We start from the raw sequence: 13,736 nt of genomic DNA, 5'->3' as shown, positions 1-13,736 counted from the left end.
GCCCGCGGATCGCGGGCGGAGGGATAACTCGTCTTCAGCGCTTATTTCGCCGCGCTCGAAGAGCCGTCGGCGTGCCACTGGAAGACACCAAACTCAAATCCCTTCAGATCGCCTTTTTCATCCCAGGTCAGCGGCCCAATCACGGTTTTCGCCCCGTGCGCTTTCAAATCTTTGATTAAATCCAGCGGCTGCTGGCTGCCGGTTCTGTCCATCGCCTGCGCCAGCGACTGAACGGCGGCATAGGTGATCCAGACGTACGGCCCGCTCGGATCTTTCTTCTCCGCTTTCAGCGCGTTGACAATGGCGCTATTGGCAGGGTCCTGATCGTAGCGTTTTGGCATTGTCACCAGCATACCTTCCGCCGCGGCGCCCGCGATATTGGACAGCGAGGCGTTGCCGACCCCTTCCGGCCCCATAAACACGGTTTTCAGCCCGACGGAGCGCGCCTGGCGCAGCATCTGGCCCATTTCCGGGTAGTAGCCGCCGTAGTAGACGAAGTCAATGTTCTCTTTCTTCAGGCGCGCCAGCAGGGCGGAGAAATCTTTTTCCCCCGCGGTGATGCCGTCGAAGAAGACGATATTGGCCCCGGCTTTCTTCAGGTTGTCCTGCACCGAACGCGCCAGCCCTTCGCCGTACTGCTGCTTGTCATGAATGATGGCGATACGCTGCGGTTTCACTTTCTCGACGATATATTTCGCCGCGGTCGGCCCCTGCGAGGAGTCGAGGCCGGCGGTACGCATGATGTACTGGTATCCGCGTCGGGTCAGCTCCGGGTTGGTTGCCCCGGGGGAGATCATCAGGATGCCTTCATCCTCATAGATGTCGGAAGCCGGCTGGGTGGAAGAGGAGCACAGGTGGCCGATAACGTACTGAATGCCGTCGTTGACGATTTTGTTGGCCACCGCGACCGCTTGCTTCGGATCGCAGGCGTCGTCATATTCGACGGCCACCAGCTTGTCACCCTTAATACCGCCGCTGGCGTTGATGTCTTTAATCGCCTGACGCGCGCCATTGAACTCCATGTCGCCCCACTGGGCCACCGGACCCGACATCGCGCCGACCACGGCGACCTTAATATCCTTGGCCATCGCCGCGTGCGACATCGCTAATGCGACAATGCCCGCGACGATGGTTTTCGCGTTCCTTTTCATGCTGCAGAACCCCGTTCGTGATGTGGTGTAAATGTTTTGTATTTTTATGGTTAAAAAGCATTCTGTGCTTTTATTAAACAACGCCATTTTTACCATTGAGTTTAATGGTTTAGCGCAGCTTTTCACTAAAAAACAGATTAAAATCTCTATTTTTCAGTCGATTAAGCAAAGATAATATTCTGTATTTTGGTGAAGATAAACAAAAAAAAGTCCATCCTGCAGCATAAAATAACGATACATAAGGCGGAATAAAACGCTGCACATTAGGTTAAAATTCTGCTTATTTTTCGATCCATGACGGATTGCGCTACCCTGACTACATCCGGAAAACGAATCCCCTGATGTATGCGCAAAAAACAGCGCTCCGCCAGACAGCAATTTTGGGTACACTGGCGCCTCTGTTTTGCACTGGATTTGCCGCCCATGAAACTGACCATTATCCGTTTACAGCACTTCAGCGATCAGGATCGCATCGACCTGGGGAAAATCTGGCCGTCGCAGGATCTGTCGACCCTAACCCTGGACGAGAATCATCGTCTCTACGCCGCCCGCTTTAACGAACGCCTGCTGGGCGCCGTGCGCGTCACCCTGCGCGGCGTCGAAGCCGAGCTCAGCGATCTGTGCGTGCGTGAAGTGACCCGCCGCCGCGGCGTCGGGCAATACTTAGTGGAAGAGACGTTGCGTGATAACCCGGCCATCAATAGCTGGCGCGTCGCCGACCAAGGGGTGGAGGACCGCGGCGTGATGGCCGCATTTATGCAGGCGCTCGGCTTTAGCGCCCAGCAGACCGGTTGGGAAAAGCATTAAGCCGTAGCCCCAATATGCGGAGCATGACCAAGGAAGAACCCGGCGGCGCTTCGCTTAGCCGGGCTACCTGGAAATTGTAGCCCCGGTAAGCGCAGCGCAACCGGGGTCAGACAACGCATCTGCGGCGTGAAAGGCCCCCCCCATTTAACCCAGCATTTCGCGTTGCAAAAAGGCGTCAAGACCCGAAATCCCCGGGAGCTTACATCAGTAAGTGACCGGGGTTGAGGGCCGCAGACAACGCATCGGCAGCGGGAAAGGCGCCCCCACCCATTTAACCCAGCATTTCGCGTTGCAAAAAGGCGTCAAGACCCGAAATCCCCGGGAGCTTACATCAGTAAGTGACCGGGGTTGAGGGCCGCAGACAACGCATCGGCAGCGGGAAAGGCGCCCCCACCCATTTAACCCAGCATTTCGCGTTGCAAAAAGGCGTCAAGACCCGAAATCCCCGGGAGCTTACATCAGTAAGTGACCGGGGTTGAGGGCCGCAGACAACGCATCGGCAGCGGGAAAGGCGCCCCCACCCATTTAACCCAGCATTTCGCGTTGCAAAAAGGCGTCAAGACCCGAAATCCCCGGGAGCTTACATCAGTAAGTGACCGGGGTTGAGGGCCGCAGACAACGCATTTGCAGCGTGAAAGGCGCCGGTTAAATTATTTGGCGTCGGTCGCCGTACCGTTAGCATGCCAGGTAAAGACCCCGAACTCGAAGCCTTTCAGGTCGCCTTTCTGATCCCACGACAGCGGGCCCATCACGGTGTCTACCGTCGCGCCTTTCAGGTATTTAGCGATTTCCGCCGGATCGTCAGACTGATTCAGGCCCGCCTGCAGCGACTGCAGCGCCGCGTAGGTGGTCCACACGAAGGCGCCGCTCGGATCCTGTTTCTTCGCCTTGATCGCATCCACGATCGGTTTGTTCGCCGGCACCTGGTCGTAGTTCTTCGGCTTGGTCACCAGCAGGCCTTCCGCCGACTCGCCGGCGATGTTAGACAGGGAGACGTTCGCTACGCCTTCCGGGCCCATAAACTGGGTTTTCAGACCGGCAGCACGGGCCTGACGCAGGATCTGGCCCATTTCCGGGTGGTAGCCACCGTAGTAAACGAAATCGATATTCTCTTTCTTCAGGCGCGCCACCAGGGTGGAGAAATCTTTCTCACCGGCGGTGATGCCGTCGAAGAAGACCACGTTCGCCCCGCCTTTTTTCAGGCCATCCTGCACCGCACGGGCCAAACCTTCACCGTACTGCTGTTTATCATGTACCACAGCGATACGCTGCGGCTTCACTTTGTCGAGAATGTATTTCGCTGCGGTGGGTCCCTGATCGGAGTCCAGGCCGGTGGTGCGCAGGATCAGCTTATAGCCGCGCGCGGTCAGCTCCGGAGCAGTCGCTGCCGGCGTGATCATCAGAATGCCTTCGTCTTCATAGATGTCAGACGCCGGCTGAGTGGAAGAGGAGCACAGATGGCCAATAACGTACTTGATGCCGTCGTTGACCACTTTGTTGGCGACCGCTACCGCCTGTTTCGGGTCGCAAGCGTCATCATATTTGACGATCTGCAGCTTATTGCCCTTGATGCCGCCCTTAGCGTTGATATCCGCTACCGCCTGCTCGGCACCGGTAAACTCCTGGTCGCCGTACTGAGCCACCGGGCCGGACATCGCCCCGACGACCGCGATTTTGATGTCTTCCGCCAGCGCCGCGCTGCTCATAACTAAGGCAATACATCCTGCCAGTAACGCTTTACCCTTCATATTCATCCTGAGGCTCCCCATTATTATGGTTTTTGCATTTGTTGTGATGTTGTTTGTTAGCGCATTATTTTGTTTATATCGATAGGAAAAGCATATGATAGCTAATCCACCGGGGGCTGCTCGCGCTTTTGCAGCACACTATGCTAAACATACCGTCATTCTGAGGAATTTGAAACGACTAAATTGCGGGCTATGTAACAGATAAGTGACAAATAAAAAAACCGCGCCAGCATGAACCGGACGCGGTGCAAAACAGGCCCTGATTACCAGCCAGCGGGCAGGTAGCCTACCGCGGACGCTATCGCGTAGACGGCGCTGCAAAGATACAACAACACAATGAAGCATTGGATAAGCGGATGGGTCATCCAGGCCGGACAGGTCCAGCCTGGGGTCAGGTCGCCACGCTGGCGGGCGCCCTTCAGCATCAGGATCGGCATAATTGATAAAATGACGCCGCTGAACACTCCGGCAAAATAGAGCGCGTTGACGAAAGAAACCATGCCGCTATAGGCCAGCACGAACGGCGGGATCGCCACCACCAACAGCACCATCAGGCGCCGGGCGGGCTGTTCGTCATTCCCCAGGCGGAACTGATCGAAGATATTGGTCAGAAAGCTGCCGCCCAGCCCCCAGTAAGAGGTCAGCATGGCGCACAGCGCAAACAGGTTGGCCGAGAAGAACGCCCATTCGCCAAGCGCCCGGCCCCAGGAGATGGTGGCCACATCCGAGATATTGTCCAGGCCATTAAGCGAGATAACCGATAGCGGCACCAGCGCCAGCAGGGCAAAGGTCAAAGCCATACCGACCATAATGGCCCTGGGCAATTTTTCCGGTTTGTCGGCGAAGCCCCGCGCCATCTCCGGCACGATATACTGTGCCGAGAAGCAGAATGCCACGACATTGAAGACCGGAACCATATACAGCCAGTTGCCGTCGAGCAGATAGCCCACGCGGGTGGTCTCTTTCAACAGCGTGGCAATCACCAGCACCGAGATCATCACCACCATACCGATGCTGATAAATTTCTCGCCGCGGCCAATCGCCTTCAGGCCCAGGTAGAGCACCCCTGCCGCCGGGACGAAAAACAGCACGCTGCCCAGCGCCGGCGAGATGCCAAACAACGAGTGCAGCAGCTTGCCGCTGCCGGTCATATAAGCCGTCAATGCGCCGACGCTGTTGACGCAAACGGAGAGGAACATCATCAGCGCGCCAAAGCCGCCGACGTAGCGCTTCGATAAACCGCTGAGCTGCAGATGTTTACGGGTGCGGAGCGTGGATTCCGCGACATAGAGCATAGTCACCGTCGTCAGGCTGCCCACCAGCACCAGCCAGAACAGCAGCGGTAAGAAGCCCGCTTTGCTCGACGCATAGGCGATAGAGAGGACACCCGCACCGATATTGGTACCGACAATCATCGATACCCCTTCGATGAAGCTCAGAGATTTTGTAGGGACAGCCGTACGTTCCCGGCCGGTGAGGACGGGAGAAAAGGTGGAGTTTTCAGACATAATACTTTCCGTTTTACTCCGGCGGTTTTTACCGCCGGAAAAAAGGTGATATCAGGGTGATAAACCACTCACGCTGAGCATGAACAGCTGGCTGCGGCGTCCTGTTTCTGTTCGGCTTCCCTGCCGCCGCAGCCCGCCGGGGAGACGTTAGCTCTTCAGGATGCGCGCCAGAATATCCAGCGCTTTCGAGAACTGGGCGTCGGGGATAGTCAACGGATACAGGAAGCGGATCACGTTGCCGTAGACGCCACAGCTCAGCAGCAGCAGGCCGTTTTCCTGCGCTTTCTGTTGCACAAGGCGGGTGAACTCCGGCGACGGCTCGCCTGTTTGCGGATCGTTAAACTCCACCGCCACCATCGACCCCCGGCCACGGACATCCACGATCGCCGGGCAGGTGGCGCGCGCCTGGTTGAGCACCTCCTGCAGATGGCTACCCAACTGCTCAGCGCGCTGGCACAGCTGTTCTTCGGCAATGACATCCAGCACCGCGTGCGCCGCGGCCACCGCCAGCGGGTTACCGGCATAGGTTCCGCCCAGCCCGCCTGGGGCTGGCGCATCCATCACCTCGGCGCGACCGACAACGCCCGACAGCGGGAAACCGCCGGCGAGGCTTTTCGCCATCGTCATCAGATCCGGTTTCACCTCATAGTGCTGCATAGCGAACAGCTTGCCGGTGCGGGCGAAACCGGTCTGCACTTCATCAGCGATCAGCAGAATACCGTGGGTATCGCACAGATCGCGCAGCGCCTGCATAAAATCGGCCGGCGCGACGTTAAAGCCGCCTTCCCCCTGGATCGGCTCGAGGATGATGGCCGCTACCTGGTCCGGCGCAATATCCGCTTTGAAAATGCGCTCCAGGCTTTTCAGCGCATCCGCGGTGGTCACGCCGTGCGCCTCATTGGGATAAACGCCGTGATACACCGATCCCGGGAACGGCCCGAAGCCGATTTTGTAGGGCGCGACCTTACCGGTGAGGGCCATGGTCATAAAGGTACGGCCGTGGAAGCCGCCGCCGAAAGTAATCAGCCCCGGGCGGCCGGTGTAAGCGCGGGCAATTTTCACTGCGTTCTCAACCGCTTCCGCGCCGGTGGTGAAGAAAGCCGTTTTTGCCGGCCCGTCAATTGGCGCCAGATCGTTGATACGCTCCGCCAGCGAAACATAACTTTCGTACGGCACAATCTGATAGGCGGTGTGGGTGAACGCCTGCAGCTGATCGGCGACCGCGGCGACCACTTTCGGATGACGGTGACCGGTATTTAACACGGCGATCCCGGCGGCGAAATCGATCACCTCATTGCCTTCGATATCCCACAGCGTGGCGTTTTCCGCCTTCTCGACAAAGTAGTTACACATTACGCCTACGCCGCGCGGCGTCGCCTGCTGGCGACGTTGATTCAGTTCTGAGCTTTTCACCTGCGAATCTCCTGTCGTGTATGTCACGTTATCGCAACAAATTAGAAACGATGTCGTTTATTTACACAGTAGTTGGCCCTATAATCGAGTACCAATTTAGAATATCTGAGGGATCCAATTGCGTTCGCTGGTAGGTGACCTGGTGCTGGTCCGTCTGCAGGAAGAGCGGGATCCTCTTCTGCACAAACGCTTATATAACGCGCTGCGCCGCGCGATCCTCGATGGTTCGCTGGCGCCGCAAAGCCGCCTGCCGCCGTCGCGCGATCTGGCGGGTGAACTCGGCGTATCAAGAAACACCATATTAACAACTTATGAACAATTACTGGCGGAAGGATATGTGGTTTCCCGCCGGGGAAGTGGAACATTCGTTGCCCAAACCGCCCCTGAGAGCTCATTGACGGCTAAAGGTCAGCAAGAAAACAGCAGTATCGCGGCACCAACGGTGCATCTTTCACGCCGAGGCCAACATCTGCTCGGCCAGGTCAGCGCCAGCCCGCGCCAGTGGGGGGCGTTTATACCCGGCGTGCCGGACGTTAACGCCTTTCCCCATCCGCTGTTCAGTAAGATCCAGGCCCGTATCAGCCGTCGGCCCAAACCGGAGCGGCTCAGCTATAGCTGCAACGGTGGCACCCCGGAACTGCAGCAGGCGCTGGTGGATTATCTGCGCGTGTCGCGCGGCGTCCACTGTCAGGCAGATCAAATTCTTATCACCGAGGGGATCCACCAGGCGATCGATCTCGTCACCCGCATGCTGTGTGATAACGGCGATCTGGCGTGGGTGGAGGAGCCTTCCTATTGGGGGATCCGCCACGTGCTGGCGATGAACGACGTTCGGGTGGAACCCCTGACCGTCGATGCCAACGGCCTGTGCCCGCCGGAAACGGTTGACGACGCGCCGAGGCTCATCTTCGTTACGCCTTCCCACCAGTACCCGCTGGGCGCGGTGATGAGCCTTGAGCGCCGCCAGCGACTGCTGGCGCTCGCCCGTCAGCAGGGGAGCTGGATCGTCGAAGATGATTATGACAGTGAGTTTCGCTTTTCCGGCCAGCCGATCCCCGCCCTGCAGGGTCTGGTCCCCGATGCCCCGGTGGTCTATATCGGCACCTTCAGCAAAACGCTCTATCCCGGCCTGCGCCTGGGCTACGTGGTGATCCCCCGTCCGCTGGTCAGCGATCTGAAGCACGCCCATGCCGAGCTTTACCGCGGCGGCCATTCGCTGATCCAGATGGCGCTGGCGGAGTTTATTACCGCCGGCCACTATTCGGCCCATATCCGCCGTATGCGGTTGCTCTACAGCCGTCGCCGCGCCTTTTTAACTGAGCTTATCCAGCGGCACTGTATGCCGTACGCCCTGTCTGACTTCAGCGATAATGCCGGGCTGCATTTGATCCTCAATTTGCCCGCAGAGGCTGACGATGTGGCGATTGCCAAAGAGGCTAATGCGCGCCACATTCTGGTGCGGCCGCTGTCGCGCTACTACCTGACGGCGGCGCGGAAGAAAGGATTACTGATGGGATTCGCCAGCCAGCCCGAAGAGCAGATGGCGCCGGCGTTCAGCGTCTTACTCGGCTGCCTGCAGACGCACTGCCCGCAGATGCTCCTGCCCCGGGAGGACGCAGAAAAACAAAACGCCCCAACCTGAGGCGGGGCGTTATCGGGGAGCCTGATATCAGGTATCAGGCAGGCGTGGCGTATCAGGCTTCGATAGCGGCACGCAGTTTTTTCATGGCGTTCTTTTCCAGCTGACGCACACGCTCTGCGGAGACGCCGTAGCGGTCGGCCAGTTCCTGCAGCGTGGACTTGTTGTCTTCGTCCAGCCAGCGGGCGCGGATGATGTCCTGGCTACGCTCGTCCAGGCCCTGCATCGCGTCAGTCAGCTTATTCGCCGCCTGCTCTTCCCAGTTGTCGTCTTCGATGCCGTCGGCAAAGTTAGACGTTTTGTCCTGCAGATAAAGGACCGGCGCCATCGGCTGGCTGTCGGACTCATCGTCGGAAGACATGTCGAAGGTCATGTCCTGGGCCGCCATACGGGATTCCATCTCGCGGACGTCTTTGCTCGACACGCCCAGCTCACGGGCCACCATTTCCACTTCATCCTGGTTGAACCAACCCAGACGCTGTTTGGTTTTACGCAGGTTAAAGAACAGCTTACGCTGTGCTTTGGTGGTAGCGACCTTCACAATACGCCAGTTACGCAGCACGTATTCGTGAATTTCAGCTTTAATCCAGTGCACGGCGAAGGAGACCAGGCGCACACCCACTTCCGGGTTGAAGCGACGCACGGCTTTCATCAGGCCGATATTGCCTTCCTGGATCAGATCCGCCTGCGGCAGGCCATAGCCCGAGTAGTTACGAGCAATGTGAACAACAAAGCGCAGGTGAGACAGAATCAGCTTTTTCGCTGCTTCCAGATCGCCCTGGTAATGCAGCTTTTCAGCAAGCTCCCGCTCTTCATCAGCCGACAGCATCGGCCAAGTGTTAGCGGCCCGGATGTACGATTCCAGGTTACCAACGGGGGCTAAAGCTAAAGTTTGCATTTCTTTGGTCATTCAAATCCTCTCAATTGATATCTTCTGACGCGTTCTTGTCCCCATCAGGCAACAAGCATGCCAGCATTCATGAGCAACGAGAATATCACTCACATTAGTATCAGACAGTGATTTTATCCACAAGTTCCATGCAACGGTGTGAATAAATTACGCACAAAATGTGACACCACGATGAACAAGTGAGGGCAGGAAAAGGAGAACAAGCTTGCGGTATCTTTCCCTGCGAACAGGAACTCATTGCAGCAGGGAAAGATTATATCACGCTTTTTTTAATCGGGAGTAAAGTGACGTAAATGTTGCACTGTCGCCAGCCAGGCGGCGACCCACCCGATCATCGAGCAGACAATCAGCATCAACAGGCACTCGTCGAAGCCCAGGCCGCTCAGCTCAAACTGGGTGCCGAACACTTTCGCCACTTCGGTCACCGCCGACGAGAGGCGCATCACCAGAATCTCCGACAGGATCAGCGATAAAAACGCGCCGGAGAAGCCCAGCATCGCCCCGCCGTAGAGGAACGGACGCAGGATAAAGCCGTCGGTGGCGCCGATCAGCTTCTGCACGTTAATGGTATCGCGGCGGGCAAAGATGCTCAGGCGCACGCTGTTGCCGATCACCAGGAACACCGCCGCCACCATCAGCACGCCGATCATCGCCGACACGCGGCCTACCAGCCCGGTAAGCGAGGAGAGACGGGCAAACCAGCTGTCGTCCATCCGCACCTCATCCACCCCCTGGATCCGCGATACCCGCTCGCGCAGGGTATTGAGCGCTTCCGTGCTCTGGAAATCCAGCTTCGGCACCACGATGGCGACCGCCGGCAGCGGGTTCTCTTCCAGCATATCCAGTGCGCCGCCAAAGCCTGACCAGTTACGGAATTCACCCAGCGCCTCGTCACGGGACAAATAGTTTACCTTGTCAACGCCCTGCTCCGCCTGCAGCTGGCCCACCACCCGCGCCGCGGCGTCGTCATCCAGCGTTTTTTCCAGATAAACGGTGATCTGCGGCGATGGATAGTACTGTGACGCCGCGCTGCTGACGTTTTTGTAGACCATGTAGCAGACGCTTGGCAGGGTCAACGAAATGGCGATGACCATCACCGTCAGGAAAGTCGCCAGCGGCGTGCTTTTTAGATCCTGCAACGCGCCGTGCCAGGCATAGCGCACCTGTTCGTTGAACACGTTACTCTTACGCGAGGCCGGGTTAGGCGCCGCTTTCGGCCGTTTTGGCGCATTGCGCCCGCCGCCGCTGCCACCCGCCGCGTTGCGCAGGCGATCGAACTTACTGCCGAACTGGCGAATCTGGTTCATTGCGTCGCGCTTATTCACCCCGAATGCCTCCATGCAGATGGCCGTCGCTGAGCGACAGCACGCGGTACGGACGACTGGAGATAAGCCCCAGATCGTGCGTCGCCATCAGTACCGTCACCCCAACGCGGTTAAACTCTTCAAACAGACGTAAAATCCCCTCCGAGAGCGCCTCGTCGAGGTTACCGGTCGGTTCATCCGCCAGCAGCACCGCCGGCTTGTTGACCACCGCGCGGGCTATACCGACGCGCTGCTGCTCACCGCCGGAGAGCTGAATCGGAAAGTTCTTCGCTTTGTCCAGCAGGCCGACCTTGTCCAGCGCCGCCGAGACGCGGCGACGAATGTCATCGCCGCTGGCGCCGGCGATAATCAGCGGGATCGCCACGTTGTCATACACGGTACGATCCATCAGCAAATGGTGGTCCTGGAAAATCATGCCGATCTGGCGGCGCAGGAACGGCACCTCACGGCTCTTCAGGCGGCTGATTTCATGACCGCTGAAGAAAATTTTCCCGGCGCTGGGCCGTTCGATACCACAGATAAGCTTCAGCAGGGTACTCTTCCCTGCGCCGGAATGGCCGGTCAGAAACGCCATCTCGCCCGGCTGCAGGTGGAAGGTCACCCCCTGCAGCGCTTGTCTCCCACCGAGATAGGCTTTGCTGACTTGTTCAAAGCGAATCATTCTTAATCCTCTCGGGCAAAAAGTGCCTCAATAAAGTCGCCCGCATTAAACGGACGCAGATCCTCAATACGCTCGCCGACGCCAATATAGCGAATCGGAATGCCGAACTGATCGGCCACCGAGAAGATCACGCCGCCTTTGGCGGTGCCGTCCAGCTTGGTCAGGGTGATCCCGGTCAATCCTACCGCCTCATGGAACAGTTTGGCCTGGCTAATGGCATTCTGCCCGGTGCTGGCGTCAATAGTTAACATCACCTCATGCGGCGCGTCGACGTCCAGTTTTTTCATCACCCGGACAATCTTCTTCAGCTCTTCCATCAGGTGCGATTTATTCTGCAGACGCCCGGCGGTGTCGGCAATCAGTACGTCAACATGGCGCGCCTTCGCCGCCTGAATGGCGTCGAAAATCACCGAGGCGGAGTCCGCGCCAGTATGCTGGGCGATCACCGGGATATTGTTACGCTGACCCCAGACCTGCAGCTGTTCCACCGCCGCCGCGCGGAAGGTATCCCCCGCCGCCAGCATCACCGATTTACCCTGCTGCTCAAACTGACGCGCCAGCTTGCCGATGGTGGTGGTTTTCCCCACCCCGTTTACGCCGACCATCAAAATAACAAATGGCGTTTTGCCTTCAACGTTCAGCGGCTCATCCACTTTGGCGAGAATCTCGCCCATCTCTTCTTTCAGCAGGCCGTACAGCGCTTCCGCATCGCGCAGTTGCTTACGGCTGGCGCCTTCCGTCAGGTTGGTAATGATCTTGCGAGTGGTTTCCACCCCGACGTCGGCGATCAGCAGTTGCTCTTCCAGCTCTTCAAACAGATCATCGTCGATCTTCTTGCCGCGGAACAGGCTGATAAATCCGGAACCGAGATTTTCTTTTGTTTTCAGCAGGCTACGCTTGAGGCGGGCGAAAAAGCCTTCTTTCGTCGGTTTTTCCTGCTCCTGGGCCAGCGCTTCCACCGGCGCCTCGTCCTCGGGCTCCGGCACCACGACCGCCGCCTCTTCTGCCGCCTCGGCCGCCAGCGCCAGTGCTTCCAGCTCTTCATCGCTTAACGGGGCGTCCTCTCCAGGGACATCCGTCTCCTGCGGCTCGGCGATAACGTCTGCCACAGGCTGCTCTGCTACGGCTTCCGCCACCACCGGTTCGGCGATCACCTCTTCCGCCAGAGGCTCAACCACCGCAGGCTGTTCAGGCGGTTCGCTGACCGCGGGCTCCGGTTCAACAACAGGCGCGTCTTCGACCAGAGCAGGCGTTTCCACCCCCTCTTCTTCCTGCACGCTGGCAGGCTCCGCGAGGTGCGCTTTTTCGCTTTCGACCACCGTCTCGGTCACTTCGACGACATCTTCGGCAAACGCCTCCGGGTCTGCTTTCGGCGCGCTCGGCTCAGCAGGGGTTTCCGCTACCGGCGTCTCATCGGCAACCGCTTGTTGTTCTTCTACTTTTTGTTCAGTCTCGGTTTCCTGTGCCTGTTCTTTCTGTCCAAAGCCCAGCCAGGAAAAGAAGCCACGTTTTTTCTCTTTTGCCATTTGCGACCACACTCCTCGCTGTTTTATTCATGGCGCAGCTTCATCAGAAGCTGAAAAAATGATGAAATTAGTCGGATAGTCTATCACTTAACTTAACTCGCAGCACCGCCCCCGGATTAAGGTTTCGTCAACCGCCGTCGATCGCTAGAATAGCAGGCCGGAAGTTGAGACTTGAGCAGAGAGATGAAAAAACCAAACCACGCGGGCAGCGGCCAGATCCGCATTATTGGTGGGCAATGGCGCGGCCGTAAATTACCGGTGCCGGAGAGCCCGGGCCTGCGGCCGACCACCGACCGGGTTCGCGAAACCCTTTTTAACTGGCTGGCGCCGTCCATCGTTGACGCGCACTGCCTCGACTGCTTTGCCGGCAGCGGCGCGCTGGGGCTGGAGGCGCTGTCCCGCTATGCGGCCAGCACCACGCTACTGGAGATGGAGCGCGGCGTAGCCCAGCAGTTGCAAAAAAATCTCGCCACCCTAAAAGCGGATCGCGGCAAGGTGATCACCACCAACACCCTCAGCTTCCTGAGCCAGCCGGGGACACCGCACCAGATCGTGTTCGTCGACCCGCCGTTCCGTCAGGGGCTGCTGGAGGAGACGCTACGTCTGCTGGAGACACAAGGCTGGCTGGCCGATGAGGCCCTGGTGTATGTCGAAAGCGAAGTCGAAAACGGTTTACCGCCGGTGCCAGCTAACTGGCAGCTGTATCGTGAAAAAGTGGCCGGACAGGTCGCCTACCGTCTTTACCAACGTGAGGCCCAAGGAGAGCACCATGCTGATTAATTTAGGCCGCCTGCTGATGCTGTGCGTCTGGGCCTTTCTGTTATTGAACCTGTTTCAGCCCTTCCCGAAGCCGCTGAATATCTTCGTCAACGTCGCGCTGATTTTCATGATCCTGATGCACGGGCTGCAGTTGACGCTGCTCAAGGCGACGCAGCCGAAAGAGGCGCCGCCGCTGAGCCGCTTTGAGCAAATCCGCATTTTTATCTTCGGCGTGTTTGAGCTCGTCGCCTGGCAGAAAAAACTGAAGGCGACGCTGAAAAAGTAGTCC

General features: G+C 58.1%; 12 protein-coding genes. 4 read left to right on the top strand and 8 right to left on the bottom strand.

Going from position 1 to position 13,736, the window contains the following annotated elements:
* Positions 1 to 41: 41 nt before the first annotated feature.
* Positions 42 to 1,151: a high-affinity branched-chain amino acid ABC transporter substrate-binding protein LivK gene (gene livK, locus AS136_RS09190; protein ID WP_023323354.1), complete on the bottom strand. Its 1,110-nt coding sequence runs from the start codon at positions 1,149 to 1,151 to the stop codon at positions 42 to 44.
* 423 nt (positions 1,152 to 1,574) lie between these two features.
* On the opposite strand from livK, the gene panM reads away from it, so the two are divergent.
* A complete protein-coding gene (gene panM / locus AS136_RS09185; protein WP_012540387.1) occupies positions 1,575 to 1,958 on the top strand; it encodes an aspartate 1-decarboxylase autocleavage activator PanM in 384 nt (127 codons plus the stop codon).
* Between the two features lie 650 nt (positions 1,959 to 2,608).
* Here the strand turns inward: panM and livJ are convergent.
* From livJ to AS136_RS09170, 3 genes are all read right to left on the bottom strand, one after another.
* Entirely contained in the window at positions 2,609 to 3,712 is a 1,104-nt protein-coding gene (gene livJ / locus AS136_RS09180; protein ID WP_002920812.1) for a branched chain amino acid ABC transporter substrate-binding protein LivJ, read from the bottom strand.
* A gap of 257 nt (positions 3,713 to 3,969) precedes the next feature.
* The gene (locus AS136_RS09175; RefSeq protein ID WP_008806968.1) at positions 3,970 to 5,214 is read right to left on the bottom strand and encodes an aromatic amino acid transport family protein; all 1,245 of its coding nucleotides are present in this window, start codon (positions 5,212 to 5,214) and stop codon (positions 3,970 to 3,972) included.
* A 147-nt stretch (positions 5,215 to 5,361) separates the two neighbouring features.
* Entirely contained in the window at positions 5,362 to 6,627 is a 1,266-nt protein-coding gene (locus AS136_RS09170) for a 4-aminobutyrate--2-oxoglutarate transaminase (protein WP_012540384.1), read from the bottom strand.
* Between the two features lie 118 nt (positions 6,628 to 6,745).
* On the opposite strand from AS136_RS09170, the gene pdxR reads away from it, so the two are divergent.
* The gene (gene pdxR / locus AS136_RS09165) at positions 6,746 to 8,269 is read left to right on the top strand and encodes a MocR-like pyridoxine biosynthesis transcription factor PdxR (protein ID WP_023323355.1); all 1,524 of its coding nucleotides are present in this window, start codon (positions 6,746 to 6,748) and stop codon (positions 8,267 to 8,269) included.
* A gap of 52 nt (positions 8,270 to 8,321) precedes the next feature.
* Here the strand turns inward: pdxR and rpoH are convergent, their stop codons facing one another.
* The 4 genes from rpoH to ftsY all read right to left on the bottom strand — a co-directional run bounded on the left by rpoH (position 8,322) and on the right by ftsY (position 12,688).
* A complete protein-coding gene (gene rpoH / locus AS136_RS09160; RefSeq protein WP_002920815.1) occupies positions 8,322 to 9,176 on the bottom strand; it encodes an RNA polymerase sigma factor RpoH in 855 nt (284 codons plus the stop codon).
* Between the two features lie 269 nt (positions 9,177 to 9,445).
* Entirely contained in the window at positions 9,446 to 10,501 is a 1,056-nt protein-coding gene (gene ftsX, locus AS136_RS09155) for a permease-like cell division protein FtsX (protein WP_008806965.1), read from the bottom strand.
* Positions 10,494 to 11,162, bottom strand: a complete 669-nt coding sequence (ftsE, locus tag AS136_RS09150; RefSeq protein ID WP_008806964.1) for a cell division ATP-binding protein FtsE — start codon at positions 11,160 to 11,162, stop codon at positions 10,494 to 10,496. Before ftsE ends, ftsX begins: the two co-directional genes overlap by 8 nt.
* Positions 11,163 to 11,164: 2 nt before the next feature.
* Positions 11,165 to 12,688: a signal recognition particle-docking protein FtsY gene (gene ftsY, locus AS136_RS09145; protein WP_023323356.1), complete on the bottom strand. Its 1,524-nt coding sequence runs from the start codon at positions 12,686 to 12,688 to the stop codon at positions 11,165 to 11,167.
* Between the two features lie 183 nt (positions 12,689 to 12,871).
* Here ftsY and rsmD point away from each other — a divergent pair, with 183 nt between their 5' ends.
* A complete protein-coding gene (gene rsmD / locus AS136_RS09140) occupies positions 12,872 to 13,468 on the top strand; it encodes a 16S rRNA (guanine(966)-N(2))-methyltransferase (protein ID WP_002920820.1) in 597 nt (198 codons plus the stop codon).
* Positions 13,458 to 13,733, top strand: a complete 276-nt coding sequence (locus AS136_RS09135) for a DUF1145 family protein (protein ID WP_002920822.1) — start codon at positions 13,458 to 13,460, stop codon at positions 13,731 to 13,733. Before rsmD ends, AS136_RS09135 begins: the two co-directional genes overlap by 11 nt.
* The last annotated feature ends 3 nt before the right edge of the window (positions 13,734 to 13,736 follow it).

The sequence above is a fragment of the Klebsiella sp. D5A genome (assembly GCF_001620885.1).
Lineage (GTDB): Bacteria > Pseudomonadota > Gammaproteobacteria > Enterobacterales > Enterobacteriaceae > Klebsiella > Klebsiella variicola.
Note: the sequence above shows the minus strand (reverse complement) of the source record. Positions and strands in the feature narration are given on the sequence as shown.

Excerpts from the sequence above, each read along its gene's own strand:
- livK (WP_023323354.1), bottom strand. The coding sequence starts at position 1,151 with ATGAAAAGGAACGCGAAAACCATCGTCGCGGGCATTGTCGCATTAGCG.
- panM (WP_012540387.1), top strand. The coding sequence starts at position 1,575 with ATGAAACTGACCATTATCCGTTTACAGCACTTCAGCGATCAGGATCGC.
- livJ (WP_002920812.1), bottom strand. The coding sequence starts at position 3,712 with ATGAATATGAAGGGTAAAGCGTTACTGGCAGGATGTATTGCCTTAGTT.
- AS136_RS09175 (WP_008806968.1), bottom strand. The coding sequence starts at position 5,214 with ATGTCTGAAAACTCCACCTTTTCTCCCGTCCTCACCGGCCGGGAACGT.
- rpoH (WP_002920815.1), bottom strand. The coding sequence starts at position 9,176 with ATGACCAAAGAAATGCAAACTTTAGCTTTAGCCCCCGTTGGTAACCTG.
- ftsE (WP_008806964.1), bottom strand. The coding sequence starts at position 11,162 with ATGATTCGCTTTGAACAAGTCAGCAAAGCCTATCTCGGTGGGAGACAA.
- ftsY (WP_023323356.1), bottom strand. The coding sequence starts at position 12,688 with ATGGCAAAAGAGAAAAAACGTGGCTTCTTTTCCTGGCTGGGCTTTGGA.
- rsmD (WP_002920820.1), top strand. The coding sequence starts at position 12,872 with ATGAAAAAACCAAACCACGCGGGCAGCGGCCAGATCCGCATTATTGGT.
- AS136_RS09135 (WP_002920822.1), top strand. The coding sequence starts at position 13,458 with ATGCTGATTAATTTAGGCCGCCTGCTGATGCTGTGCGTCTGGGCCTTT.